Raw genomic sequence first — 24,234 nt, 5'->3', positions numbered from 1 at the left:
TGATCTCCTGTCAGGCTTGGTGGTCCGCGATCCGAGCCAGGCTCTCGTCGCGCCCTAGAAGGACGAGTACGTCGAAGATGCCGGGCGAGGTCCTGCGCCCGGTGAGCGCGGCGCGGAGCGGCTGGGCGACCTGCCCCAGCTTGACCCCGGCCGCGTCGGCCACCTGCCGCACCGCGGCTTCGATGGTCTCCGTATCCCAGTTGTGCACCGCGTCAAGCGCGGCGTGCAGGCGCGCCAGCAGCGCCGGAGCCTCGCCCGCCAGCAGCGGTGCGGCCTCGGTATCGATCACCAGCGGACGCGTTGCGAACAGAAACGCGGTACCGTCGGCGAGCTCGTTGAGGTTGGCGGCGCGAGGCTTGAGCGCGGGCATCGCCGCGGCGAGTACGGCGCGGCGCGTGTCGTCGCGGTCGAGGCCCAGCTTCTCGGCGACCAGGTCGGCGAGCCGCGAGTCGTCGCTGGCGCGGATATAATGACCGTTGAGATGCTCGAGTTTCTTGAGATCGAAGCGGCTCGGCGACTTGCCCACGGCGTCGAGGTCGAACCAGCGCACCGCGTCCTCGCGCGCGATGATCTCCTCGTCGCCGTGGCCCCAGCCGAGTCGCAGCAGGTAGTTGTCGAGCGCCTCCGGCAGGATGCCCATCTCGTCGCGATAGGCCTCGATCCCGACCGCGCCGTGACGCTTGGAGAGCTTGGCGCCGTCGCTGCCGTGGATCAGCGGGATGTGCGCGTAGACCGGGTCGGGCCATCCCCCCTCGATCGCGTCCATCGCACGATAGATCGGCAGCTGGCGGAAGGCGTTGTTGAGATGGTCGTCGCCGCGGATCACGTGGGTGACCCCCATGTCGTGATCGTCCACGACGACCGCGAGCATATAGGTCGGCGTACCGTCCGAGCGCAGCAGGACGAGGTCGTCGAGCTCCGCGTTCTGGACGGTGACCTCGCCCTGAACCCGGTCATGGATCGTCGTCGCGCCCTCCGTCGGTGCGCGCAGCCGGACGACATAGGACTGGTCGGCGGGCCAATCGGTGCGATCGCGCCACGGCGAGCGGATGCGCAGCGGCTGCTTGGCCGCCTGCGCCGCGGCGCGCATCGCGTCCAGCTCCTCGCTGGTGAGGTAGCAGCGATAAGCGTGGCCGGCCTCGATCATCCGGTGCGCGACCGCGGCGTGACGGTCGGCGCGGGCGAACTGATAGACTTCCTCCCCGTCCCAATCCAGGCCGAGCCAGCGCATGCCGTTCAGGATGGCCTCGATCGCCGGCTGGGTCGAGCGCGCGCGGTCGGTATCCTCGATCCGGAGACGGAAGGTGCCGCCGTGGTGGCGCGCGAAGAGAAGGTTGAACAACGCGGTGCGCGCGCCGCCCAGGTGAAGGAACCCGGTCGGTGACGGGGCGAAGCGCGTGACGACGGCGCGCTCATTGATCTCGGTTGCGCTCAAGCGCGCGTGCTCCCAGGCTGGATGGTCGGATGGCTCGATCGGCCGCGCTCGCCCCTAGCAAAGCCTCTCTCCCGCATCAAATCGCGTCCTGCGCGGGCAACGCTTTGGAACGTTGGCTGGAAGCGGAGCGCGACCAACTATTCCTCTGGCTGCCGGTGGCGCTGGGGGCGGGCGCGGCGCTGTGGTTCGTGTTGCCAGAACGCCGCGAGTGGGTCGCGCTGATCCTGGTCGCCCTCGGCATCGCCTCGAGCGCGGCGGCGAGCTGGCGCGGCGGCCGGGCGGCACCGTTCGCGGCGATGCTGGGGCTCGCGGTCGCGACAGGGACCACGCTGGCGTGGACGCGCGCGCGACGAGTCGCCACGCCGGCGCTCGACCGCCCCGCGGTGGTTCGCTTCGCTGGCACGGTGGAGAAGGTCGAGCCCTTGCCCGCGCGCGGGCTGGTGCGGGTGACACTGGGGACGCTGCACTGGGAACGGTCGCCGCATCGTGCGCCGCTCCGCTTGCGTGTCAGCCTGCCGCAACGCGCCGTGCCGGCGACGCTGGGCACGGGCGCGGCGATGACGGTGCGGGCGCGGCTGATGCCTCCCGCATCGCCGGCAGTGCCCGGCGCCTATGACGCGGCACGCGCCGCCTGGTTCGACGGCGTCGGCGCGAGCGGGCGCGGCTACACGCCCGTCGCGCTGCGGGGGGTCGGCGCGCCGGGCGTGCGCGACCGGCTCACGGCGCATATCACAGCCGCGCTCGCGGGCAGCGCCGGCGGGATCGCGGCGGCGCTGGTCACGGGCGACATGGGCGCGATCGCCGAGGGCGACTCGCTCGCGATGCGTCGCGCCGGGCTGGCGCACCTGCTCTCGGTGAGCGGGCTGCATATCACGGCGACGGTGGGGATCGTGATGGCCGCGGTGCTGCGCCTCCTGGCGCTGTCGCGGCGGCTCGCGCTCACCGGCCTGCTCCCGCTCGTCGCGGCAGGGGCGGGAGCGGTCGCCGCGATCGGGTACACCTGGCTGACCGGCTCGCAGGTGCCGACGATCCGCAGCTGCGTGGCCGCGCTGATGGTGCTCGCTGCCTTGGCGCTCGGGCGCGAGGCGCTGACGCTCCGGCTGGTAGCGATGGGCGCGCTGGTGGTGCTGCTCGCCTGGCCCGAGGCGGTGGTGGGGCCGAGCTTCCAGCTCTCCTTCGCCGCGGTCGCCGCGATCGTCGCGCTGCACGAGCATCCCCGGGTCCGTGCCGCGCTGCTGGCGCGCGACGAGCCCTGGCCGCGCAAATGGCTGCGCGAGGCGGCGTCGCTGCTGGTGACCGGCGCGGTGGTCGAACTCGCGCTGATGCCGATCGCGGTCTTCTATTTTCACCAGGCCGGTGCGTACGGCGCGATCGCCAACATCGTCGCGATCCCGCTCACCACCTTCGCGATCATGCCCGCGGTGGCGGTCGCGTTGCTGCTCGACGCGCTCGGCTGGGGGGCGCCGGCCTGGTGGGTCGCCGGACGCGCGATCGCGTCGCTGCTGTGGATCGCGCACACCGTCGCCGCGCTGCCCGGCGCGGTACGGGCGATCCCGGCCATGCCGCTCGGCGCGTTCGCGACGATGGTGGCGGGTGGGATCTGGCTGACCCTGTGGCGGACGCGGTGGCGCTATCTCGGGCTGGCGCCGATCGCGATCGGCGCGGCATGGACGCTGGCCACGCCCGCGCCCGACCTGCTCGTCACCGGGGACGGGCGCCACCTCGCGGTGCGGCAGGCGGACGGCGGGCTGGCGCTGCTGCGTGATCGCGCGGGCGGCTATGTCCGCGACGCTCTGGCGCAGAACGGCGGGATCGACGGCGTGCCGGGGCTGCTCAGCGAGTCGAACGAGGCGCGCTGCAATCGCGATCTCTGCTGGTGGCAGCGTCGCGTCGCCGGGCGGTGGCGGCGTGTGCTGGCAACCCGAAGCGGCTACACGGTGCCGGCTGCTCGGCTAACGAGACTCTGCAACGCGGCCGACGTGGTGGTGAGCGAGCGCCGCCTGCCACGCCGCTGCCGCGCGCGCTGGCTCACGCTCGACCGCACTGCCCTGGCACGCACCGGCGGCGTGGCGATCACCTTCGCGAACGAGCGCGTAGTGGCGGTACGGAGCGAGCGGGACGAGCATCCGTGGGTCACCGCAGAGGGAACATCGCCGCAGGCTCCCGCGCGCGTCGGTGTCCGGCCCCACGAACGCTGTCGCGCGCGTGCCTGGGCCCCGCCATGCGCTGGCGAACGGCGCGATCCGCCGAGCGCCCGCTGACGTCGGCACGGGCGCGAGGCGGCCTGCGAGGAAGCGCGAGCGACCCGCCGCTTCCCCGTAGCGCCTGGGAAGCCGCCGAACGCTCAGTCGTAGCGGCGCAGGATGCCCGCCAGCTTGCCCTGAACACGAACCTGGGTCGGCGCGTAGCGCTGCGGGTCGTAGGAGCGGTTCGCCGGGTCGAGCCGGATCATCGCGCCCTCGCGACGAAAATACTTGAGCGTCGCCTCGCTCTCGTCGATCAGCGCCACCACGATCTCGCCGTCGCGCGCCACCTCCTGACGGCGGATCAGCGCATAGTCGCCATCGAGGATGGCGGCATCGACCATCGAGTCACCCGCCACCTCAAGCGCGAAGTGCTCGCCGCTGCCGAGCAGGGCGGCGGGAACGGGGAGGGTGGTCGCGCCCTCGAACGCCTCGATCGGCACGCCGGCGGCGATACGCCCGTGCAGCGGGATCTCGACGATATCGTTGGCCGGTACCGCCGGCACGGCCGCGGCGCGCTTGGCCGGTGCGGCGGCGCGCTTGGGTTCGCCGCGCTCGGGCGCCTTGAGTACCTCCAGCGCGCGCGCGCGATTGGGCAAGCGGCGGAGATAGCCGCGCTCCTCGAGCGCGCTGATCAGCCGGTGGACACCCGACTTGCTCTTCAGCTCGAGTGCGTCCTTCATCTCCTCGAACGAGGGCGACACGCCGCTCTCGGCGAGCCGATCCTCGATGAAGCAGATCAGCTCGTGCTGTTTGCGCGTCAGCATGTCCACACTCCCATTCGCGAACGGATGCGGAACCTTTATGGAACACGACAGGCCTCGTCAAGCGATGACGAGGATTTCCGCCGAGTCGCCCGCGCGCGCCGCCGGAGCGTGCGGCGGCCGCACGATCAGGCAGGTCGAGCGCGCCAGGGTGCGCAGCATCGAGCTGTCCTGGATCGTCGAGGCATAGGCCCGACCGTCGCGCAGCTCGGCGCGCAGATAGTCGCTGCGCTCGCCGTTGGCGGCAAGGTCTTCGCCGAGGATCGCGCTCGTCGGCGCGGGGAACGGGTCCGCGGCCCCAGCGAGATGCGCCACCAGCGGGCGGACGAAGAGCAGCGCGGTGACGAAGGCCGAGACCGGGTTGCCCGGCAGTCCGACGACGGTCAGGCCGCCGCGTCGCCCCGCCAGCATCGGCTTGCCCGGGCGCAGCGCGATGCGCCAGAAATCGAGCGTTATCCCCGCCGCCTCCAGCGCCGGCCGTACCAGGTCACGGTCGCCGACCGACGCGCCGCCGGTGGTGACGAGCACGTCGGCGTCGACCGCGGCGAAGGCCCGGGTAAGCGCGTCGAGGCGATCCGGCAGGATGCCGAGATCGACGATCTCCGCGCCGGTGTCGGCGAGCAGCGCGCGCAGCAGCAGCCGGTTGGACTCGGGCAGCGCCTCGCCCGGCGTCCCGGGCTCGACCAGTTCGTCGCCGGTCGCGACGAGTGCGACGCGCACCGGGCGAGCGACTATGACGCGGCTCACCCCTCCGGTCGCCGCCACGGCGAGCCGGGCGGGGGTGAAACGCTCGCCGCGCGCGACGAGCACGTCGCGCTCGGCGAAGTCGAGCCCGCGCGCGCGCACGTTGCGTCCCCGGTGTGCCGGGCCGTCACCCGCGAGCTCGACGCGGTCGCCGTCGCGCCGCGCCTCCTCCTGAACGAGCACCGTATCGCTGCCCGCGGGCATCACCGCGCCCGTGAAGATCCGCGCCGCCTCGCGCGGCGCGAGCTCGCCCACGAAGGGTGCGCCCGCCGCGCTCTCGCCGACGACGCGCAAGGGGCCGGGCAGGTCAGCGTAGCGGAGCGCATAGCCGTCCATCGCCGAGACGTCTCGGGCCGGCTGCGTGCGCCGCGCCACCACCGGCGCCGCGGCCCATCGTCCGAGCGCGTCGGCGAGCGGCACCTCCACCGCTTCGACCGGCGTGCCGAGCGCGAGTACGCGTGCCTGCGCCTCCGCGACTGCCAGCAGCGTGGAAGACGGCGGCGGCGCCATCAGGCGCGCCAGTCGCCCGAGCGGCCGCCGCGCTTGGCGAGCAGGCGCACGCCGCCGATCAGCATGGCTTTGTCGATCGCCTTGGCCATGTCGTAGACGGTGAGCAGCGCGACCGACACCGCGGTGAGCGCCTCCATCTCCACCCCGGTTTTGCCGTCGGTCGCGACGGTCGCGGTCGCGGTGACGCCGGCGTGGTCGACCGTGAGATCGAGCGCGACGCGGCTGAGCGGCAGCGGGTGGCAGAGCGGGACGAGCTCGCTGGTGCGCTTGGCCGCCATGATTCCGGCGACGCGCGCGACCGCGAGCACGTCGCCCTTGACGACCGCGCCGTCACGGATCGCCGCGGCCGCGTCCGGCGTCATGTCGATCCGCCCGGTCGCCACCGCCTCGCGCCGCGTCACCTGCTTGCTGCCGACGTCAACCATGTGCGCGGCACCGGCGTCGTCGAGGTGGGTGAGCCCGGCCATCTCAGCCGACCAAGGCGCGGGTCGCCGCGGCCACGTCGGTTTGGCGCATCAGCGCCTCGCCGATCAGGAAGCAGTGGACGCCGCGGCCTGCGAGCGAGTCGAGATCGGCGCGCGTGCTCAGCCCGCTCTCCGCGACCAGCAATGTGCCCGGAGGCGCGCGCTCGGCCAGCTCCCAGCTGCGCCGCACGTCGACCTCGAAGGTGCGCAGGTCGCGGTTGTTGACCCCGATCAGCCGCGAGCGCAGCCGTGCCGCGCGCTCCAGCTCGGCGGCGTCGTGCACCTCGACCAGCACGTCGAGACCCTGCTCGATCGCGGCGGCCTCGCACTCGGCGAGCAGCGTGTCGTCGAGCGCGGCGACGATCAGCAGGATCGCGTCGGCGCCGATGCTGCGCGCCTCCAGCGCCTGCCACGGGTCGACGGTGAAGTCCTTGCGCAGCACCGGCAGGTCGCAGGCCGCGCGCGCCGCGATCAGATACTCCTCGTGCCCCTGGAAATAGGGCGCGTCCGTCAGCACCGAGAGGCACGAGGCGCCCCCGTCGGCATAAGCGCGGGCGTGCGCCGGCGGGTCGAAGTCCTCGCGGATCAGCCCTTTCGAGGGGCTGGCCTGCTTGATCTCGGCGATCAGCGCGTGCCGCCCGGCGGCGACGCTCCGCTCCAGCGCCGCGCGGAAGCCGCGCGGGGCGGTCTGAGCGGCGGCGCGAATGCCCAGCTCGCTGTCGCTCACGGCGGCACGGCGCGCGCGCACGTCCTCGCGCTTGGCGGCGCAGATCTCGGCGAGGATGGTCATGCGTAGGCGATCCAGCGGTCGAGCAGCGCGCCCGCGTCGCCGCGGTCGAGCGCCTCGGCGGCGCGGGCGGCACCGTCGGTGAGGGAAGCGTCGCGGCCGGCGAGCACCAGCGCCGCGGCGGCGTTGACGAGCACCGCGTCGCGGTAGGCGCCGCGCTCGCCGCCGAGCAACTGGCGCAGCGCGAGCGCGTTATAGGCCGGGTCGCCGCCGCGGATCGCGAGCGTCGGGTGACGCGCGACCCCGGCGTCCTCGGGCGTGATCCGCGCCGGCAGCGCCACCGCGCCGATCGAGACCACCTGCGTCGGGCCGGCGCCGGAGATCTCGTCGAGCCCCTCCTCGCCGGCGACGACCAGCGCCGCCTCGCTGCCGAGCTGCTCGAGCGCCTCGGCGTAGATCGGGGCATAGTCGGGCCGAGCGATGCCGATCAGCTGGCGCGTGACATGCGCCGGGTTGGCGAGCGGGCCCATGAGGTTGAAGATGGTGCGGCGCCCGACCCTGCGACGGATGGGGGTGATGCGCCGCATCGCCGGGTGGTGGTTGCCCGCGAACAGGAAGCAGATGCCCAGGTCGCGCAGCGTCGCCTCCGCCTGCGCGCCGGCGCGCTCCATGTCGAGCCCGAGCGCCTCGAGCGTGTCGGCCGCGCCGGCCTTCGAGGAGGCGGCGCGGTTCCCGTGCTTGGCGACGGGCACCCCGCACGCCGCCACGACCAGGCTCACCGCGGTCGAGACGTTGAGCGTGTGCTGGCCGTCGCCGCCGGTGCCGCAGACGTCGATCGCACCCGGTGGCGCGGTGATCGGGATCAGCCGCTCGCGCAGCGCGCGCGCCGCCTCGGCGATCTCGATGCTGGTCTCGCCGCGCAAGGCCAGCTGGAGCAGGAAATCGGCGATGGCCTCCTCGCTCGCGCGCGCGTCGAGAATGTCGGCGAAGGCCTCGGCCGCACTCTCGCGCGACAGCGGCGAGGCCGGGTCGGGCAGCAGCCTGAGCGTCGTCACGCCGCGGCCCGCGCGCGATGGTCGATGCCGGCCAAGCGGAGGAAATTGGCTATCAGCGCGTGGCCGTGCTCGGTGGCGATGCTCTCGGGGTGGAACTGCACGCCGTGGATCGGCAGCTCGCGGTGGCGCAGTCCCATCACCGAGGCATCCGCCGCGGTGGCGTTGACCACGAGCGCGGCGGGAACGTCGGTGACGATCAGCGAATGGTAGCGCGTCGCGGTGAAGGGCGAGGGGAGCGCCGCGAACACGCCGGTCCCGTCATGCTCGACCGGGCAGGTCTTGCCGTGCATCAGCCCGCCGCGCACGACCCGGCCGCCGAAATGCTGGCCGATCGCCTGGTGGCCGAGGCAGACGCCGAACAAGGGTCGCCGCACCTCCGCGCAGGCGGCGACCAGCTCGAGGCTGATCCCGGCCTCGTTGGGAGTGCACGGCCCCGGCGAGATGAGGATCGCGTGCGCGCCGCTCGCCAGCGCCTCGGCCGCGGTCAGCTCGTCGTTGCGCACCACGCGCACCTCGGCGCCCAGCTCCATGACGTAATGGACCAGGTTCCAGGTGAAGCTATCGTAATTGTCGACCACCAGGATCATGCCGAGTGCCATAACCGATGCGGGGCGCATCGCAACACGCCGCAGCGCGGCGGTGGCGAAAGGATTCTTGCGCGGTGGCAAACATTCGACATAGCGGGGTCATCAGCCGGGCGGAGCCAGCGGCGCCGGCACGCGTTGTGGTGAGCGAGGAGAAGGTCGATGCTGCGTACGCTAGTCGTGATGGTCGCCGGTGTCGCGCTGCCGCTCGCCGCCGCGGGGCAGACCGAGAGCGCGGGGGATACGGGGCGGACGCCGCAGCGCGTGCGCAGCGTCACCCTCTCGGGCAACGAGCAATGCCCCAAGGCGCAGGGCGACGAGGTGGTGGTGTGCAGCCGCATCAACCCCGACGAGCAGTTCCGCATTCCCAAGGAGCTGCGCAACACCGCCGAGCCCGCCGCGAAGAACCAGGCCTGGACCAACCGCGTGGCGGTCGCCGACCGCGCCAGCCGGGTCAACGGCGGTGTGCCGGACAGTTGTTCGCCGGTCGGCAGCGCCGGGCAGTCGGGGTGCGCGCTCGCGATCAACAATGCCTTCGCCGCGGAGAAGCGCGCCGCCGAGAAGAACGACTCGATGATCCCCGGCGGGCGGTGACGCCCGCCCAGGGGCGCTGCTCCGTCCTATACCAGCCATCATCCCGGCCTTGAGCCTGGATCCATCTGTCGCGAAGCGCGACAGATGCTGCATGAGGGGCGCCATGGATGCCGGCGCGGGGCCGCGATGCCGACGACCTCGTGGGGGCGCTGCTTGGTAGCGACGCGCCTCGAGCGCTCGCTTGACCGCTGGTCAGCCTGTTATTGCCCGAACCCCGGCTCGCTCGCCTGACGGATCGCCTCGCGCGCGGCGGCGAGGAGCGCGCCCGACTTGGCCTCGCACTCGCGCTGCTCGGACTCGGCGTCGCTGTCCGCGACGATGCCCGCGCCGGCCTGGACGTGGATCATGCCGTCCTTCACGACCGCGGTGCGCAGCACGATGCACGAGTCCATCGAGCCGTCGGGCGAGAAATAGCCGACCCCGCCGGCATAGGCGCCGCGCTTCTCCGCCTCGAGCTCGGCGATGATCTGGCAGGCACGCACCTTGGGCGCGCCGCTCACGGTCCCCGCGGGGAAGCCAGCGAACAGCGCGTCGATCGCGTCGTGCCGGGGATCGAGCCGGCCCACGACGTTCGAGACGATGTGCATGACGTGGCTGTAGAACTCGATCCCGTAGCTGTCCGTCACCTGCACCGTCCCCGCCGCTGCAACGCGACCGACGTCGTTGCGACCGAGGTCGAGCAACATGAGGTGCTCGGCGCGCTCCTTCGGGTCGGCGAGCAGGCTGTCGCGGTTGGCGGCGTCCTCCGCCGCGGTACGGCCGCGCGGACGCGTGCCGGCGATCGGGCGGATCGTCACCTCGCCGTCGCGCGCGCGCACCAGGATCTCGGGGCTTGAGCCCGTCAGCGCGAAGCCGGGCAGGTCGAGATGGTAGAGGAAGGGCGACGGGTTGATCCGTCGCAGCGCGCGGTACAGTTCGAAGGCCGGGAGCGGGAAGGGTGCGGTGAAGCGCTGCGCCAGCACCACCTGGAAGATGTCGCCCGCGGCGATATAGTCTTTCGCCGCCGCGACCATCTCGCCGTAGCGTCCCGCGGGCAGCACCGGCGCGAGCACGAGCTCGGCCGCTTCGGTCCGCACGGGGGCGGGCAGCGTGCCGTGCGCCAGCCGCGCCTCGACGGAGTCGAGCCGCTCCGCCGCGCGCGCCACGATCGTGTCCGGCTCATCCTCCCCGGGCCAGACCGGCGCGACGAGGAACAGCGCGTCGGCGAGGCGGTCGAACACCAGCACCACGGTCGGACGGACGAACATCAGGTCGGGCAGGCCGAGCGGGTCGACCGGCGCGGCGGGCAGCTTCTCGACCAGTCCCACCGTCTCATAGCCGAAATAGCCGACGAGGCAGGCGAGCGCGCCGGGCAGCTCGGCGGGCACGTCCATGCGGATGCTGGCCACCAATTCGCGCAGCGCCGCCAGCGTCGGCTCGGCGCAGGGCGCGAAGCGGGTGCGGTCGTCGAGCCAGTCGCGGTTGATCTCGGCGCGCTCGCCCTGTGCTCGCAGCACCAGATCGGGGGCGAGCCCGATCAGGCTGTAGCGCCCGCGCACCGCGCCGCCCTCGACCGATTCGAGCAGGAAGTCGCCGCGGCCTGGCTCGATGAGCTTGAGCGCTGCCGCGACCGGCGTCTCGGTGTCGGCGATGCGGCGACGCCACACCAGCGCGGGGCGGCCCTCCGCCAGCGCGGCACGTGCCGCGGCGCCGCTATTGCGCGCCGCCACCGACCAGGTCCTGCTTGAGCTGCGCGATCGCGTCGTCGAAGCGCTTGGCGCCCTGCAGCTTGGCCACCGCATTGGCGAACTGCTGCGCGTACTCGGGGCCGATCGCGCGGCCGAGGTCGACGCGGGTGGCCTGGATCAGCGGCGGCTGCTTGCGCGCGTCACCCGGCACGACCTGGTCGAGCTTGAGCACCAGCCAGCCCTTGCCGTCGGGCGATGGCACCGCGCGCGCGCTGCCCGACGCCATGCCGAAGAGCGCGGCGAGCACCGGGTTGACCTGGCCGCGGGCGGTGATCTCGCCGCGCGACGCGCTGATCGGCTGCACGGGCGGCGCCTTCACCCCGGCGGCCGACAGTGCCGCGGGCAATGCGGCCCCGGCGTTGACCCTCGTCACGAGCGCGCTCGCCGCCTGCTGCGCCGCCTTCGCCGCGCGGTCAGCGGTGAGGTCGGCCACGACTCGCGCACGCGCCGCGGCGAGCGGCACCGGCGTCGGCTGGACCACGCGGTCGAGCGCGACCACCGCGAAGCTGCCGTCCTCGCCGAGATTGACCGTGGTCGGCGTGTCGCCTTCCTCGGCGGCGAAGGCGGCGGCGACGATCGGCGTCATGCCCGGGTCGGCCGGGGTCTGCGGCTGATCGGGGTTGGTGCCGTTCTGCAGCAGCGCCGGCGTGCTCTGCGCGCTGAGCTTCTGGTCGTTGACCACCTCGCTGATGTTGGCGTTGTCGGCGAGCGAGTCGTCGACCTTGTCGCGGATCGCGCCGATCGCCGCCTTGGTCTTGCTCGCGCGCAGCTGCGTGACCAGCTCGTCGCGCGCCTGTGCCAGCGTCTTGCCGGGATCCTGGGTGACCTTGTCGACGCGCGCGACGACGAAGCCGATCGCGCCGCGCACCGGGCCCACGACCGCGCCGCTCGCCGCGGCCGCGATCGCCTGCGCGACCGCGGGCGAGGTCTGCGACGCGAGCGCGCCCTGGTCGACGCCGGTGATCGAGCGCGGCTCCAGTCCGGCGGCGCGCGCCGCGGCGGCGAGCGGCGTGCCCGCTTTGACCTTCGCGGCGAGCGCACCCGCCGCCTTCTCGTCGAGTACGGTCACCAGCGTGACGTCGCGCAGCGTCTTGGGCGCGTAGGTCGATCTCGCGGCGTCATAGGCCTTCTGCACCTCGGCGTCGCTCGGGGTCACCTGGCCGGCGACCTGCTGCGGCCCGACGACGGCGTAGCGGATCACGCGCCGCTCGGGCGTGGTGTAGCGCGCGATGTTGCGCTGATACCATTGCTGCACCTCGGCGTCGCTCGGCGCGGCGCCGGTCGGCGCTGCCGGCACGAACGCGACCTGCCCGGTGCGGCGCTCGAGCAGCAGCGAGGCGTAGGTGAGCGCGAGCTGCTGCGGCACCTGATGCGCGCCGATCGTCGGCTGGGTGAGGAACTGCACCATGATCTGGCGTGCGAACTGCGCCTGCACCTGCGCGTCGGTGAAGCCGCGCTGCGCGATCAGCCGCTCATAGGCCTGCTGGTCGAACTGGCCGGTCGCGCCCGCGAAGGCGGGGATCGCCTTGAGCTCGCTGCCGATCAGCGCGCGGCTAACGCGCATGCCCTGATCGCGACCGAAGGTCTCGAGCGCGAGCGCGCTGACGTTGCGGTTGATCACCGCGTCGAGCCCGCCGAGCTGGACGAACTGTGCCATGTCGAGCGTCGGCTGCTCCTGCCGCGCCTGGGTGAGCTCGTCACGTGCCTGCTGGCGGACGTCCGCGGCGGTGACGCTCTCGCCGCCGACGCTCGCGATCGGGTGGCCGACCAGCCCGGTGCTGCTCGCCAGCCCGGTCACGTCGCCCGCGGCGAAGGCCAGCGCGATGACGATCAGGACGCCGAAGGTGACGATCACGCCGACCTTGGAGTGGATGATGCCGCGGAAGAAGGTGAGCATAAGCGAGCGGGGACCGGATCAAGGAGAACGCCGCGTCCTAGGGACAAGCCGAGGTGGCATCAAGCCGCGAGGCCGGTTATCGCGGGTCCGAAACGAGAAGGGGAGCGGGATGACTCGTCGGAAGCTGGTCGCCGGCAACTGGAAGATGAACGGCAGCCGCGCCGCGCTGGGCGAGCTCGAGGCGATCGCCGCCGCCGCCGCCGCCACCCCTGCGGTGGACGTGATGGTGGCGGTGCCCTTCACCCTGATCGCGCCCGCGGCCGAGCGTGTGCCCGCGCTGATGATCGGCGCCGAGGACGTGCACGAGGCCGACAGCGGCGCGCACACCGGCTGCGTCTCGGCCGCGATGGTCAGCGAGGCGGGCGCGCGCTTCACCATCGTGGGCCATTCCGAGCGGCGCCACGACCAGCATGAGACCAGCCAGGATGCCTGGGCCAAGGCGGCCGCGGCGCATCGCCGGGGCTTGCAGGTGATCCTGTGCTGCGGCGAGACCGGCGCGGAGCGCGACGCCGGCCGCGCCGAACGCGTGGTGCAGGCGCAGATAGAGAAGTCGCTGCCCGAGAATGCCGCGGGCGACTGGCTGACGCTCGCCTATGAGCCGCGCTGGGCGATCGGCACCGGCGCGACCCCGACGCTCGAGGACATCGCCGCGATCCACGCGATCGCGCGCGCCAAGATGCGCAAGCTGATCGGCGACGCCGCCGGCGGCGTGCGGATCCTCTACGGCGGCTCGGTCACCGGCGACAACGCGCGCGCGATCCTCGCGACTCCCGACGTCGACGGTGCGCTGGTCGGCGGCGCGAGCCTCACCGCCGCCAAGTTCGTGCCGATCATCGCCGCCGCGGCGGAAGTGTAGCGCGGGAAGCGGCGCGCTACACTTCCGCTGGGGGAGGGACCAAGTCCGAGATACGATATCATGACGCGAGACGGGCATGGCACGGCTGCGCCCGCGCGCGCTCACCTTAGCCGAATCGCGCCTTCAGCAGCGCGTAGGCGGCGCGCAAGCCGTAGGCCTCGCCCCCACGGGGGCGCGCCGACTTGGCGGTGGGGCGCCAGGCGAAGGTGTCGAGATGCGCCCAGGGCAGCGTCGCGGGCACGAAGCGGCGCAGGAACAGCGCCGCGGTGATCGCTCCCGCGAAGCCGCCGTCGGGCGCGTTGACCAGGTCGGCGACGTCCGACTTGAGCATCTCGTCGTAGCCGTTCCACAGGGGAAGCCGCCACAGCGGGTCGCGCACCGCCTCGCCCGCGCCGAGCAGCTCGGCGGCGAGCGCCTCGTCCTGCACGAAGGTCGCGGGCAGGTCGGGGCCGAGCGCGACGCGAGCGGCGCCGGTCAGCGTCGCGAAGTCGATCAGCAGGTCGGGCGAATCCTCCACCGCGCGCGCGAGCGCGTCGCCCAGGATCAGCCGGCCCTCGGCATCGGTGTTGGTGTTCTCCACGGTGAGGCCGAGCCGGGTCCGAAGCACGTCGCCCGGGCGGAAGGCGCTGCCGGAGATCGCATTCTCCACCGCCGGGATCAGCACGTGGAGCCGCACCCGCAGCCGCGCCTGCATCACCAGCCCGGCCAGTGCCAGGGCGTGCGCGGCGCCGCCCATGTCCTTCTTCATCAGCCGCATGCCCGCCGACGGCTTGATGTCGAGCCCGCCTGAGTCGAAGCACACGCCCTTGCCGACGAGGGCCACGCGCGGGTGCGCAGGATCGCCCCACAGCAGCTCGATCAGCCGCGGCGCGCGCTCGCGCGTCGCCGCCCGCCCGACCGCGTGGATCATCGGGTAGCCGGCGGCGAGTGCGTCACCGCGCGTGACGGTGACGGTCGCGCCGTGCGCGCGGGCCAGCGCGTCCGCCTCTGCCTCCAGCTCGGCGGGTCCGAGGTCGCTCGCGCCGGTGTCGACCAGGTCGCGCACGCGCGCGGTCGCGGCAGCGAGCCGGATCGTCTCGTCGATCGCGCCGACGTCGGGTGTGAGCAGCACGCGCGGCCGCGCCGGCTCGGGCTTGCGGTAGCGTCCGAAGCGGTGCTGCGCGAGCAGCCAGCCGAGCCCCGCCGCGCCGAGCGGGGTCGCTCCGGCGAGCCGGTACGTGCCCTCCGGCAGGGACTCGCCGAGCGAGGCGATCCGCCACGGCGACGCCGGCTCGTCGTCGCACACCAGCAGCGCCGCCCAGTCCTCCGCACCGTCGCCGGGCAGGATCGCGCGGTCGCCCGCCTTGCCCGTCACGCGCGCCGCCGCCGCGGCGGCGCGCGCGCGCGCCGGCTGGGTGGCGAGCCAGGCGTCATAGGCGTCAGGGTGGAGGACGTGGAGCAGCCGCGCGGGCTGGCCGCGATCGGGCTGGAGGAGCGCGGTGAGATCGGTCATCGCGCGACCAAAGCAGGACTCGGCCCCCTGCGCAACGCGCGGTTCCCTTCGCGCCGCCGGCACCTTACATCGCCGCCATGACCACGCACACGACTCGCATGCTGATCCTCGGCTCGGGCCCGGCCGGGCTCTCGGCCGCCATCTACGGCGCGCGCGCCGGCATGGCGCCGATCGTCGTCCAGGGCATCCAGCCCGGCGGCCAGCTCACCACCACGACCGACGTCGAGAATTATCCCGGCTTCCGCGAGGTGATCCAGGGTCCCTGGCTGATGGAGCAGATGCAGGCGCAGGCGGAGCATGTCGGCACGCGGCTGATGTGGGACACGATCGTCGAGGTCGACCTGACGCGACGCCCCTTCCGTCTGATCGGCGACGGCGGGGACGTCTACGAGGGCGAGGTGCTGGTGATCGCCACGGGCGCGCAGGCCAAGTGGCTTGGGCTCGACAGCGAGGACGCGATGAAGGGCAAGGGCGTCAGCGCCTGCGCCACCTGCGACGGCTTCTTCTATCGCGGCAAGAAGGTGGCGGTGATCGGCGGCGGCAACACCGCGGTCGAGGAGGCGCTGTACCTCACCAATCACTCGGACGACGTCACGCTGATCCACCGCCGCGACTCGCTGCGCGCCGAGCGGATCCTGCAGCAGCGGCTCTTCGCCCATCCGAACGTGAAGGTCCTCTGGAACAAGGAAGTCCGCGAGTTCGTCGACGGCGGCGGGAACGCCGGCCTCGTGGCGCTGGAACTCGAGGACACCCGCACCGGGGAGCGTTCGCGGCTCGACGTCGACGGCGGCTTCGTGGCGATCGGTCATCATCCCGCGACCGAGCTGTTCCGCGGCCATCTCGCGCTCGACGAGGACGGCTATATCGCGGTGGAGACCGGCTCGACGCGCACCAGCGTGCCCGGCGTGTTCGCGTGCGGCGACGTCATGGACAAGGTCTATCGCCAGGCGGTCACCGCGGCGGGCACGGGCTGCATGGCCGCGCTCGACGCCGAGCGCTTCCTCGCCGCCGCGGAGTTCGCCGAGATCAGCGAGGCGGCCGAGTAAGGCTCAGACCAGCGCCTTGCTCGCGGCGAAGCGGGTCAGCGCGCCGAACGTCTCGAGCATCTCGCCGTCGACTTCGTCGTCCTCGATGACGATCCCCAGTCGGTCCTCCAGCTCGGTCAGCACGCCCGCCACCGCCATCGAGTCGAGCTCCGGGAGACCGCCGAACAGCGGCGTGTCGGCGCGAAAGCTGTCGACCCGCTCGGGGGCGAGCGCCAGCACGTCGGCGAGTACCGCGCGGACCGTCGCCTCGACCTCACACATGCCTTCCGGGATCACGCTGCCTCCTCGCTCGCGCCGCGGTGAGCGGCGATGCGCGCGGCGTTAGGCGGCGACGCGGCGGAGCGCAACCGCGGGCGCTTTCCTCCGTGCGTGACGACGCGGGTGCTACTGTCCGCGCGCGATCCGCTCTAAGGCTGAGATCATGGTACCGCTCGATCCCGTCCCGCTGCCGATCGACCATGTCCTGCGCGGTGAGCCGGACACGGTCGCGCTGGTGGATCGCGCCGGCCATGTTCCGTACGCCGCAGCGGAGCAGGCGGTCGCGCGGCTCGCCGGCTGGCTCGCGCAGCAGCGGCTCGCACCCGGGGCGCGCGTCGCGACCTGGTTGCCGAAGACGCGCGAGGCCTGCTGGATGCCGCTCGCCGCGGCCCGCGCCGGGCTCGTCCATGTGCCGGTCAACCCCCTGCTCAAGCGAGCGCAGGTCGCGCACATTCTCGCCGACAGCGGCGCCGCGCTGCTGCTCACCCACCCGCCGCGCGCCACCACGCTGGAGGAGGGCGACCGGCCGGGTGGCTGCGCGCTCCACGTCGAGGTCGGAGAGGGGGACCCGCTGCCACGCTCCGAGGCCGACGCGGACTCGCTCGCGGCGCTGCTCTACACCTCGGGCTCGACCGGACGTCCCAAGGGCGTCATGCTGAGCCACGCCAACCTGTGGCTCGGCGCCATCAGCGTGGCCCATTACCTCGGCCTTGTCCCGGACGATCGAGCACTCGGCGTGCTGCCGCTGAGCTTCGACTACGGCCAGAACCAGCTGCTCTCGACGTGGGTGGCAGGGGCGAGCGTCGCACCGCTCGATTATCTCACGCCGCGCGACGTCGTGAAGGCGGTCGATCGGTTCGAGATCACCACGCTCGCCGGCGTGCCGCCGCTGTGGGTGCAACTGCTCGAGACGGACTGGCCGGCGGCCACCGCGGCGCGGCTGCGGCGGCTGACCAACTCGGGCGGCGCGCTCACGCCGGCGCTGGTGCGAGGATTGCGCGCGCGCTTCCCCGACGCGCGCCTCTTCCCGATGTACGGGCTGACCGAGGCGTTCCGCTCGACCTATCTCGACCCGGCGCTGGTCGACGACTATCCCGAGTCGATCGGTCGCGCGATCCCCTTCGCTGACGTGCTGGTGGTACGCCCCGACGGCCGCCGCGCGGCGAAGGATGAGCCCGGCGAGCTGGTCCATGCCGGGCCGCTGGTGGCGCAGGGTTACTGGCAGGATGCCGAGCGTACCGCGGCGCGCTTCCGCCCCGCGCCGCCCTTCGCGCGTGCCCCCGGGGTGGCGGTCTGGTCGGGCGATACGGTGGTCGAAGGCGCCGACGGACTGCTCCGTTTCGTCGCGCGCGCCGACGAGATGATCAAGACCGCGGGCAACCGAGTCAGCCCGCAGGAGGTGGAGGAGGCGGTGACGGCCGGGGGCGAGACGAGCGAGGCGGTCGCGATCGGGGTGCCCGACGCGCGACTTGGACAAGCGATCCTGGTGGTCGCGCGCGGCGATGGCAGCACCGAGGCCGGGCTGCGCGAGCGGCTGAAGCGCGCGCTGCCCGGCTTCATGCAGCCCGCGCGGTATCTCTGGCGCGCCACGCTGCCGCGCAACGCCAACGGCAAGCTCGACCGCGCCGCGCTGCGCGAGGAAGTGGCGTGAAGCCGATCGGCCCGCTACCGCCCGCCTTCGCACGGCGACGCGGCGCGCTGACGATCGCGGGCGCGGACGCGGCGGCGCTGGTGGCGGCGCATGGGTCGCCCCTGTTCGTGTACGACGCTGGTGCGGTCGCGGCGCAGGTGGCGCGGTTCCGCGCCGCCATGCCGGGCGCGGTGGGGCTGCACTATGCGATCAAGGCCAACCCGTTCGCGCCGCTGCTGGCGGTGATCGCGCCGCTGGTGGACGGGCTGGACGTCGCCTCGGGTGGCGAGCTCGGGCGCGCGATCGCGGTCACCTCACCCGCGGCAGTGAGCTTCGCCGGACCTGGCAAGCGCGACGACGAGCTGGCGGCGGCGATCGCGGCCGGGGTGACGCTCAACGTCGAGTCGATCGGCGAGGCGCGCCGCGTGCTCGCCGTCGGCGAGCGGCTCGGCGTCACACCGCGTGCCGCGGTGCGGGTCAACCCTGACCTCGAGCTGCGCGGGTCGGGGATGAAGATGGGCGGTCGCGCCTCGCCGTTCGGGGTCGACGCCGAACAGGCCGCCGCGGTGGTGCGGCTGCTGATCGACGGCGGCGCTGCGTGGCGCGGCTTCCATATCTTCGCGGGCAGCCAGGCGCTCGACGCCGCGGCGCTGATCGAGACGCAGGCGGCGACGCTCGCGCTCGCGGCGCGCCTGGCGGACGAGGTCGGCGCCGCGCCGCCGCTGGTCAACCTGGGCGGCGGCTTCGGCATACCCTATTTCGCGGGCGACGTGGCGCTCGATGTCGAGCGCGTCGGCGCGGCGCTCGGCGAGGCGATCGAGCGGCGCGCCGACGTGCTCGCGCAGAGCGCGCTCGCGCTCGAGCTCGGGCGCTGGCTGGTGGCCGAAGCGGGGGTGTATCTCACCCGCGTGATCGATCGGAAGGTGAGCCGCGGCGAGACCTTCCTGGTGGTCGACGGCGGGCTGCACCATCAGCTCGCCGCCTCGGGCAATTTCGGCACGGTGGTGCGGCGCAACTACCCCCTGGCGGTAGCGAGTCGCCTGGGCGCGGACGGCGAGGAGGAGGTCAGCGTCGTCGGTTGCCTGTGCACCCCGCTCGACCGCCTCGGCGATCGCGTGCTGCTGCCACGCGCGGGAGAAGGGGAGCTCATCGCGGTGTTCCTCGCCGGTGCCTACGGTCTCACCGCCAGTCCAAGCGCCTTCCTCGGTCACCCCGCGCCGACCGAAGTGGTGGTCGGGGGCTAGCCGCGCGTCGTCCGTTCGTCGGGGCGCGCCGCACCGAGCCATGCGCGCGGGGACGCGACGCCGCGGCGACGCTCCGATCGACCCTCGCGCTCGAGTGGCCGCGGTCATCGGTGCGTGGGACGGCGATCCGCGCTGGTAGGTCCCCGCCGCGCCCCCGCGTGAACGACTTCGCGCAGCCTCGGGCGCGAGAAAGCCCCCGCCGGATCGCTCCGACGGGGGCTCCCCTGTTCCACGCGGACTAGCAGCTCAGGCGAACAGCTTCGCCCAGGCGCGCGTCTCGCGGTCCTTCCAAAGCCCGCGGTGATAGGCGTCCGACGCCAGCAGCGGCATCACCGAGCCGGCCTCGGCGAACACCATCTGCTCGATGCCGGTGTTGACCTTGCCCCAGCTCGCCGCCTCCTGCAGCGTCGAGGACGAGCAGGCGCCGTCGCGCACGTCCGCGACGGTGATCTGCACCGCGTACTTGTGCACCGCGACGTCGTCGTGGCCGAGGATCTCGGCGCACACCACCGTGTCCTGGATGAAGTTCTTCGGCACGCCGCCGCCGATCATCAGCAGGCCCGTGGTGCCCGCCTTGATCTTGATCTCGGTGAGCTCGCGGAAGTCCGCCACCGCGTCGATCATCAGGTAGGGCTTGCCCGCCTTGGCCGAGTCGACCTGGTGCTTGACCAGCCCGAAGCCTGCCGAGGAATCGACGAACGCCGGGCAGAAGATCGGCACGTCATGCTCATAGGCGAGCTTGACCAGGCTGTTCTCCTTCTTGCCGTGCTCGACGAGATACTTGCCCATCTCGCGGATGAAGGCGCGGCTGGAGTAGGCCTTGGGCTCCAGCGACTCGGCGATCTCGAAGATCGTGTGGTCGACGTTCTGGAGCGCCTCCTCGTCGATATAGGTGTCGTAGATGCGGTCGATGTAGAGCGAGCGCAGCGTGTCGTCGTCGGGGATCTCGAGCGCCTGATAGTGCTTGTGGCCGAGGCCCTCGAAGAAATCCATGTCGACGATGGTCGCGCCCGTGGCGACGATCACGTCCACCATGTTGTTGCGCACCAGCTCGGCATACAGGTCCATGCAGCCGCCGGCCGAGGTCGAGCCAGCGATCACCAGGCACACCGTGCAGTCCTTGTCGGCCAGCATCTGGTTGTAGATCTTGGTGGCGCGGCCGAGGTCACGGCTGGTGAAGCTCATGTCGCTCATCGCGTCGACGATCGGGCGCGCGTCGAAGCTCTTGATGTCGACGTGCTTGACCTGCTTCGACAGCAGCTCCGCCTTGCGCGTGTCGTTGATCGTCGCCTGGTCGTGCGAGGGGGCGAGGGTATCGGTCATGGGGTGCTCCCACTGGGGTACACGTCGTTCACGGGGACGCGGAAACCCATCTGACGGCGGCACGCCATCGCGCGCCGCCGCCGATTCCTTGAAGTCGTAAGGTTACAGCTTGACGACGTTGCTCGCGACCGCGGGTTCCACCACGGTGTAGAGCGACTCCATCGGCTCGTCCGTCGCGATCACCGTCTCGTCCGAGCCGAAGCCGTTGAACGCGGTGCGCATCGCCGAGCCATAAGCGCCCAGCATGCCGATCTCGACATAGTCGCCGACCGTGATGTCCGCGGGCAGCGCGAACGGGCCGGGCATATGGTCGAGGTCGTCGCAGGTCGGACCCCAGAAGCTGAACGGATGATCGCGGACGGTCGACTCCGGCTCGCGCAGCAGCGCCACCGGATAGCGCCAGCCGATGTGCGCCGCGTCGAACAGCGCGCCGTAGGCGCCGTCGTTGATGTACAGCTCCTCGCCGCGACGCCGCTCCACGCGCACCACCACCGAGCTGTACTCGGCGCAGAGCGCGCGGCCCGGCTCGGCCCAGAGCTCCGCCGAATAGCTGATCGGCAGGCTCTCGAACGCGCGGTGGATCGTCTCGAAATAGCGCTCCAGCGGCGGCGGGGTCATGCCCGGATAGGCCGAGGGGAAGCCGCCGCCGACGTCGATGACGTCGACCGTCACCGCCGCGCCGACGATCGCCTGGCGCACGCGCTCCATCGCGTTGCTGTACGCCTCCGGAGTCATCGCCTGGGAACCGACGTGGAAGCAGATGCCGAGCGCGTCCGCCACCTGGCGGGTCGCCAGCAGCAGCTCGCGCGCTTCGTCCGGCGCGACGCCGAACTTGGACGCGAGGCTGAGCTTCGAATGCTCGGACGAGACGCGCAGCCGCACGCAGAGCGTGAGGTCCGCGGCGCCGCGGGTGGCGCGCACGATCTTCGCCAGCTCTTCCATGCTGTCGAGCGAGAAGGTGCGGACGCCGTGCGTGAAATACGCCTCGGCGATCGCCTCTTCGGCCTTCACCGGGTGCATGAAGCACAAGGTCGCCTGCGGCAGCGTGCGGGCGACCAGACGCACCTCGGCGATCGAGGCGACGTCGTAGGTCGTCACGCCGTTGTCATACAGCGTCCGTAGCAGCTCCGGGCTCGGGTTCGCCTTGACCGCATACATGGTCCGGCCCGGAAACTTCTCCGTGAAGAAACGGGCGGCCCGTGCCGCGGCGTGCGGACGAACGATCGTCACCGGTTGAACCGGGTGACGGGCGGCGATGTCGAGGGCCCCGGCGACGGAATCGGCGGGAACGGTCGAGAGGGGCGCTAGCCCCAGCGCGCGATGATGCTGGTGCAATTCAAGGGACCTCCAATTGCCTTGCGGCATACGGTGACAAAAAGCTGCCTTGCGGTTGGAAGTCCCATGGGGCAGCGGAGGCGCGAATTAGGATCGCCGGACCGCCTTGTAAAGTGGTTCGGTGGATGAAAGGTTCAAATGTGACTGTTCTGCGACAACCGACGCGAGCGGGGGTGCGCGACGCCGCCGCCAAGGTCGCCGCGATCCTCCCGCCGACTCCAATTTTCGTTCGCGAAATCAACGGCGTAGATGTGGCCCTCAAGGCCGAGTCGTTGCAGCCGATCGGCGCCTTCAAGGTGCGCGGTGCGTGGCATCGGCTGACCGCCCTGGACGACGAAGCGAGGCGTAGGGGCGTCGTGGCGTTCTCCTCGGGCAATCACGCGCAGGGGATCGCCTGGGCGGCGCGCCGGCTCGGCATCGCCGCGACGATCGTGATGCCCGCCGACGCGCCGCGGGCGAAGCGCGAGTCGACGCTCGCGCTCGGCGCCGAGGTGGTCGACTATGACCGCGCGACGCAGAGCCGCGAGGCGATCGCGGCGCGGCTCGCCGAGGCGCGCGGTGCTACGCTGGTGCCGAGCTTCGACGATCCCTGGGTGATCGAGGGGCAGGGCAGCGCCGGGATCGAGGCGGCGCGGCAGATCGAGTCGCTCGGCCTGCCCGCGCCGCGCCGCGTCGTGGTGCCGTGCGGCGGGGGCGGGCTGGCGGCGGGGATCGCGCTGGCGCTGCCCGAGGCGGCGATCACCGTGGTCGAGCCCGAGGGCTGGGACGACATGCGCCGCAGCCTGGAGGCGAGCTGGATCGAACCGGTGGGCGCCAACCCGCCGCCGACCGCGTGCGACTCGCTCCAGACCCGAGAAGTCTCGCCGCTGACCTTCGACGTGTTGTCGCGCCGCGACGCGACCGGCGTGGCGGTGAGCGAGCGCGCGATACGCGACGCGCAGCGCTGGGCGGCGGCGCAGTTGCGGCTGGTGATCGAGCCGGGCGGCGCGGTCGCGCTGGCGGCGCTGCTGACGGGGCAGGTCGCCGCCGCGCCGGGAACGCTGGCGATCCTCTCGGGCGGCAACGTCGACGCCGCCGCCTATGCCGCGGTGCTCGCCGGCGAGCCGGTCGAGCATGCGGCGACGAACGAGTCCGTCGAGCCGGTATGACGCCGGCGTTCGGCAGTATCGCCGCGGCGGCGCCGGCCTTGGCGATGCTGGGCGCGCTCGCCTGCCTGATCGGCGGGGGCTATCTGATCGCGACCCGGCGCGACCGCACCAAGGGGATGCTGATGCTGGTGATGGCCGCGGTGCTGGTCGGCAACGTGTTGATCTGGGTGGCGTGAGCGCGGCGGCGCGGCGCGAATGTTGAGGCGCTGCGCGTTGGAGCGCGGGACCGATGTTGAGTCGACGCTGGAGTGAGGCGAGGGCCGGGCGCATCCGCGACGCGTACAGCGGCGACCGTTATGTAGGACAGCGCTCGGCTCTGGCAGAAATCCTCCCCGGAGCGGGGAGGGGGACCGCTCGCCGAAGGCGAGTGGTGGAGGGGGCTCGCCTCATAGCGCAATGCCTGTTGAAGCCTCCCTCTACCATGCTGCGCATGGCCCCTCCCCGCTGCGCGCGGAGGATTCAGGAGGCCCGCTCGCGGGTCACTTGATCGGCGAGTTCGGGTCCAGCCGCATGTCGAGGTAGTTGTCGACCGACTTCATCAGGTCGTCCATCTCGTGCTCGAAGAAGTGGTTGGCGCGCGGGATCACGTCGTGGTGGATCGTGATGTGCTTCTGCGTCCGCAGCTTGTCGACCAGCTTCTGCGAGGCGAGCGGGGTGACCACCTCGTCCTCCGCGCCCTGGATGATGATCCCCGACGAGGGGCAGGGGGCCAGGAAGCTGAAGTCGAACATGTTCGCGGGCGGCGCGATCGAGATGAAGCCGCGGATCTCCGGGCGCCGCATCAGCAGCTGCATGCCGATCCAGGCGCCGAAGCCGAAGCCGGCCACCCAGGTGGTCTGCGCCTCGGGATGGAAGCTCTGCACCCAGTCGAGCGCCGCGGCGGCGTCGGACAGTTCGCCGACGCCGTTGTCGAACACGCCCTGGCTCTTCCCGACCCCGCGGAAATTGAAGCGCAACGTGGCGAAGCCGCGGCGCTGGAACGTCTTGTAGAGCTCCTGCACGATGCGGTTGTTCATCGTGCCGCCCGCGTTGGGATGCGGGTGGAGGATCATCGCGACGGGCGCGCGCGGGCGCGGCGCAGGGGCGAAGCGGCCCTCGATGCGGCCTTCGGGTCCGGGAAAGATGACTTCGGGCATGGTGACTCGTCTGGAGGCGGGG

General features: G+C 72.3%; 22 protein-coding genes. 8 read left to right on the top strand and 14 right to left on the bottom strand.

Annotated features, from left to right (window positions below; all coding sequences use genetic code 11):
* Nucleotides 1-10: 10 nt before the first annotated feature.
* A complete protein-coding gene (gltX, locus tag FHY05_RS06765) occupies nucleotides 11-1,435 on the bottom strand; it encodes a glutamate--tRNA ligase (protein ID WP_183943638.1) in 1,425 nt (474 codons plus the stop codon).
* A gap of 104 nt (nucleotides 1,436-1,539) precedes the next feature.
* Here gltX and FHY05_RS06760 point away from each other — a divergent pair, with 104 nt between their 5' ends.
* The gene (locus FHY05_RS06760) at nucleotides 1,540-3,696 is read left to right on the top strand and encodes a ComEC/Rec2 family competence protein (protein ID WP_260181338.1); all 2,157 of its coding nucleotides are present in this window, start codon (nucleotides 1,540-1,542) and stop codon (nucleotides 3,694-3,696) included.
* A gap of 83 nt (nucleotides 3,697-3,779) precedes the next feature.
* Here the strand turns inward: FHY05_RS06760 and lexA are convergent, their stop codons facing one another.
* From lexA to FHY05_RS06730, 6 genes are read right to left on the bottom strand one after another with little or no spacing between them, the layout of a single operon-like run.
* On the bottom strand, nucleotides 3,780-4,445 hold the full coding sequence (lexA, locus tag FHY05_RS06755) for a transcriptional repressor LexA (RefSeq protein ID WP_183943636.1): 666 nt from the start codon (nucleotides 4,443-4,445) through the stop codon (nucleotides 3,780-3,782).
* 57 nt (nucleotides 4,446-4,502) lie between these two features.
* Nucleotides 4,503-5,696 (bottom strand): molybdopterin molybdotransferase MoeA, encoded by a 1,194-nt coding sequence (locus FHY05_RS06750; protein WP_183943635.1) that lies wholly within the window; start codon nucleotides 5,694-5,696, stop codon nucleotides 4,503-4,505.
* Complete coding sequence (gene moaC, locus FHY05_RS06745; RefSeq protein WP_183943634.1) at nucleotides 5,696-6,163, bottom strand: cyclic pyranopterin monophosphate synthase MoaC; 468 nt, start codon at nucleotides 6,161-6,163, stop codon at nucleotides 5,696-5,698. The genes FHY05_RS06750 and moaC overlap by 1 nt, the downstream gene beginning before the upstream one ends.
* A gap of 1 nt (nucleotide 6,164) precedes the next feature.
* Nucleotides 6,165-6,950 (bottom strand): indole-3-glycerol phosphate synthase TrpC, encoded by a 786-nt coding sequence (trpC, locus tag FHY05_RS06740; RefSeq protein WP_183943633.1) that lies wholly within the window; start codon nucleotides 6,948-6,950, stop codon nucleotides 6,165-6,167.
* Nucleotides 6,947-7,942 carry an anthranilate phosphoribosyltransferase gene (gene trpD / locus FHY05_RS06735; RefSeq protein ID WP_183943632.1) on the bottom strand — a complete coding sequence of 332 codons (996 nt, stop codon included), beginning with the start codon at nucleotides 7,940-7,942 and terminating at the stop codon, nucleotides 6,947-6,949. The genes trpC and trpD overlap by 4 nt, the downstream gene beginning before the upstream one ends.
* On the bottom strand, nucleotides 7,939-8,529 hold the full coding sequence (locus tag FHY05_RS06730) for an aminodeoxychorismate/anthranilate synthase component II (protein ID WP_183943631.1): 591 nt from the start codon (nucleotides 8,527-8,529) through the stop codon (nucleotides 7,939-7,941). The genes trpD and FHY05_RS06730 overlap by 4 nt, the downstream gene beginning before the upstream one ends.
* A 159-nt stretch (nucleotides 8,530-8,688) precedes the next feature.
* On the opposite strand from FHY05_RS06730, the gene FHY05_RS06725 reads away from it, so the two are divergent.
* Nucleotides 8,689-9,120, top strand: coding sequence for a hypothetical protein (locus FHY05_RS06725; protein ID WP_183943630.1), 432 nt, complete (start codon nucleotides 8,689-8,691; stop codon nucleotides 9,118-9,120).
* Between the two features lie 200 nt (nucleotides 9,121-9,320).
* On the opposite strand, the gene FHY05_RS06720 is transcribed toward FHY05_RS06725, so the two are convergent.
* Both FHY05_RS06720 and FHY05_RS06715 read right to left on the bottom strand, forming a co-directional pair.
* On the bottom strand, nucleotides 9,321-10,829 hold the full coding sequence (locus tag FHY05_RS06720; RefSeq protein ID WP_311732387.1) for a chorismate-binding protein: 1,509 nt from the start codon (nucleotides 10,827-10,829) through the stop codon (nucleotides 9,321-9,323).
* Nucleotides 10,813-12,744, bottom strand: coding sequence for a peptidylprolyl isomerase (locus tag FHY05_RS06715; RefSeq protein WP_183943628.1), 1,932 nt, complete (start codon nucleotides 12,742-12,744; stop codon nucleotides 10,813-10,815). The genes FHY05_RS06720 and FHY05_RS06715 overlap by 17 nt, the downstream gene beginning before the upstream one ends.
* A 109-nt stretch (nucleotides 12,745-12,853) precedes the next feature.
* On the opposite strand from FHY05_RS06715, the gene tpiA reads away from it, so the two are divergent.
* Complete coding sequence (tpiA, locus tag FHY05_RS06710) at nucleotides 12,854-13,600, top strand: triose-phosphate isomerase (protein WP_183943627.1); 747 nt, start codon at nucleotides 12,854-12,856, stop codon at nucleotides 13,598-13,600.
* A 106-nt stretch (nucleotides 13,601-13,706) separates the two neighbouring features.
* On the opposite strand, the gene FHY05_RS06705 is transcribed toward tpiA, so the two are convergent.
* Nucleotides 13,707-15,092 carry a M17 family metallopeptidase gene (locus tag FHY05_RS06705; protein ID WP_183943626.1) on the bottom strand — a complete coding sequence of 462 codons (1,386 nt, stop codon included), beginning with the start codon at nucleotides 15,090-15,092 and terminating at the stop codon, nucleotides 13,707-13,709.
* A gap of 77 nt (nucleotides 15,093-15,169) precedes the next feature.
* On the opposite strand from FHY05_RS06705, the gene trxB reads away from it, so the two are divergent.
* Nucleotides 15,170-16,138 (top strand): thioredoxin-disulfide reductase, encoded by a 969-nt coding sequence (gene trxB, locus FHY05_RS06700; RefSeq protein WP_183943625.1) that lies wholly within the window; start codon nucleotides 15,170-15,172, stop codon nucleotides 16,136-16,138.
* A gap of 3 nt (nucleotides 16,139-16,141) precedes the next feature.
* Here the strand turns inward: trxB and FHY05_RS06695 are convergent, their stop codons facing one another.
* Complete coding sequence (locus tag FHY05_RS06695) at nucleotides 16,142-16,399, bottom strand: acyl carrier protein (RefSeq protein ID WP_183944006.1); 258 nt, start codon at nucleotides 16,397-16,399, stop codon at nucleotides 16,142-16,144.
* A 160-nt stretch (nucleotides 16,400-16,559) separates the two neighbouring features.
* Between FHY05_RS06695 and FHY05_RS06690 the strand changes: the two genes are divergently transcribed.
* Together FHY05_RS06690 and FHY05_RS06685 are read left to right on the top strand one after the other, a co-directional pair.
* Nucleotides 16,560-18,047: an acyl-CoA ligase (AMP-forming), exosortase A system-associated gene (locus FHY05_RS06690; RefSeq protein WP_183943624.1), complete on the top strand. Its 1,488-nt coding sequence runs from the start codon at nucleotides 16,560-16,562 to the stop codon at nucleotides 18,045-18,047.
* Nucleotides 18,044-19,270: a pyridoxal-dependent decarboxylase, exosortase A system-associated gene (locus tag FHY05_RS06685; RefSeq protein WP_183943623.1), complete on the top strand. Its 1,227-nt coding sequence runs from the start codon at nucleotides 18,044-18,046 to the stop codon at nucleotides 19,268-19,270. The genes FHY05_RS06690 and FHY05_RS06685 overlap by 4 nt, the downstream gene beginning before the upstream one ends.
* A 246-nt stretch (nucleotides 19,271-19,516) precedes the next feature.
* Here the strand turns inward: FHY05_RS06685 and FHY05_RS06680 are convergent, their stop codons facing one another.
* The gene (locus FHY05_RS06680) at nucleotides 19,517-20,593 is read right to left on the bottom strand and encodes a 1,9-bis(guanidino)-5-aza-nonane synthase (RefSeq protein ID WP_183943622.1); all 1,077 of its coding nucleotides are present in this window, start codon (nucleotides 20,591-20,593) and stop codon (nucleotides 19,517-19,519) included.
* Nucleotides 20,594-20,695: 102 nt separating this feature from the next.
* The gene (locus tag FHY05_RS06675; RefSeq protein ID WP_183943621.1) at nucleotides 20,696-21,928 is read right to left on the bottom strand and encodes a type III PLP-dependent enzyme; all 1,233 of its coding nucleotides are present in this window, start codon (nucleotides 21,926-21,928) and stop codon (nucleotides 20,696-20,698) included.
* A 140-nt stretch (nucleotides 21,929-22,068) separates the two neighbouring features.
* On the opposite strand from FHY05_RS06675, the gene FHY05_RS06670 reads away from it, so the two are divergent.
* Both FHY05_RS06670 and FHY05_RS06665 read left to right on the top strand, forming a co-directional pair.
* Nucleotides 22,069-23,076: a threonine/serine dehydratase gene (locus tag FHY05_RS06670; RefSeq protein WP_311732386.1), complete on the top strand. Its 1,008-nt coding sequence runs from the start codon at nucleotides 22,069-22,071 to the stop codon at nucleotides 23,074-23,076.
* Nucleotides 23,073-23,252 (top strand): hypothetical protein, encoded by a 180-nt coding sequence (locus FHY05_RS06665; RefSeq protein ID WP_183943619.1) that lies wholly within the window; start codon nucleotides 23,073-23,075, stop codon nucleotides 23,250-23,252. Before FHY05_RS06670 ends, FHY05_RS06665 begins: the two co-directional genes overlap by 4 nt.
* A gap of 303 nt (nucleotides 23,253-23,555) precedes the next feature.
* On the opposite strand, the gene FHY05_RS06660 is transcribed toward FHY05_RS06665, so the two are convergent.
* A complete protein-coding gene (locus FHY05_RS06660; RefSeq protein WP_183943618.1) occupies nucleotides 23,556-24,212 on the bottom strand; it encodes an alpha/beta hydrolase in 657 nt (218 codons plus the stop codon).
* Nucleotides 24,213-24,234: the final 22 nt, after the last annotated feature.

The sequence above is a fragment of the Sphingomonas sp. BK580 genome (genome assembly GCF_014194975.1).
GTDB lineage: Bacteria > Pseudomonadota > Alphaproteobacteria > Sphingomonadales > Sphingomonadaceae > Sphingomonas.
The sequence above is the reverse complement of the archived record's forward strand: the minus strand, read 5'-3'. Positions and strand labels throughout refer to the sequence as shown.

What these genes read in the sequence shown, in the direction of transcription:
- lexA (WP_183943636.1), bottom strand. Translation starts at nt 4,445, where the DNA reads ATGCTGACGCGCAAACAGCACGAGCTGATCTGCTTCATCGAGGATCGG.
- FHY05_RS06750 (WP_183943635.1), bottom strand. Translation starts at nt 5,696, where the DNA reads ATGGCGCCGCCGCCGTCTTCCACGCTGCTGGCAGTCGCGGAGGCGCAG.
- moaC (WP_183943634.1), bottom strand. Translation starts at nt 6,163, where the DNA reads ATGGCCGGGCTCACCCACCTCGACGACGCCGGTGCCGCGCACATGGTT.
- trpC (WP_183943633.1), bottom strand. Translation starts at nt 6,950, where the DNA reads ATGACCATCCTCGCCGAGATCTGCGCCGCCAAGCGCGAGGACGTGCGC.
- FHY05_RS06730 (WP_183943631.1), bottom strand. Translation starts at nt 8,529, where the DNA reads ATGATCCTGGTGGTCGACAATTACGATAGCTTCACCTGGAACCTGGTC.
- FHY05_RS06725 (WP_183943630.1), top strand. Translation starts at nt 8,689, where the DNA reads ATGCTGCGTACGCTAGTCGTGATGGTCGCCGGTGTCGCGCTGCCGCTC.
- FHY05_RS06715 (WP_183943628.1), bottom strand. Translation starts at nt 12,744, where the DNA reads ATGCTCACCTTCTTCCGCGGCATCATCCACTCCAAGGTCGGCGTGATC.
- tpiA (WP_183943627.1), top strand. Translation starts at nt 12,854, where the DNA reads ATGACTCGTCGGAAGCTGGTCGCCGGCAACTGGAAGATGAACGGCAGC.
- FHY05_RS06705 (WP_183943626.1), bottom strand. Translation starts at nt 15,092, where the DNA reads ATGACCGATCTCACCGCGCTCCTCCAGCCCGATCGCGGCCAGCCCGCG.
- trxB (WP_183943625.1), top strand. Translation starts at nt 15,170, where the DNA reads ATGACCACGCACACGACTCGCATGCTGATCCTCGGCTCGGGCCCGGCC.
- FHY05_RS06695 (WP_183944006.1), bottom strand. Translation starts at nt 16,399, where the DNA reads ATGTGTGAGGTCGAGGCGACGGTCCGCGCGGTACTCGCCGACGTGCTG.
- FHY05_RS06690 (WP_183943624.1), top strand. Translation starts at nt 16,560, where the DNA reads ATGGTACCGCTCGATCCCGTCCCGCTGCCGATCGACCATGTCCTGCGC.
- FHY05_RS06680 (WP_183943622.1), bottom strand. Translation starts at nt 20,593, where the DNA reads ATGACCGATACCCTCGCCCCCTCGCACGACCAGGCGACGATCAACGAC.
- FHY05_RS06665 (WP_183943619.1), top strand. Translation starts at nt 23,073, where the DNA reads ATGACGCCGGCGTTCGGCAGTATCGCCGCGGCGGCGCCGGCCTTGGCG.
- FHY05_RS06660 (WP_183943618.1), bottom strand. Translation starts at nt 24,212, where the DNA reads ATGCCCGAAGTCATCTTTCCCGGACCCGAAGGCCGCATCGAGGGCCGC.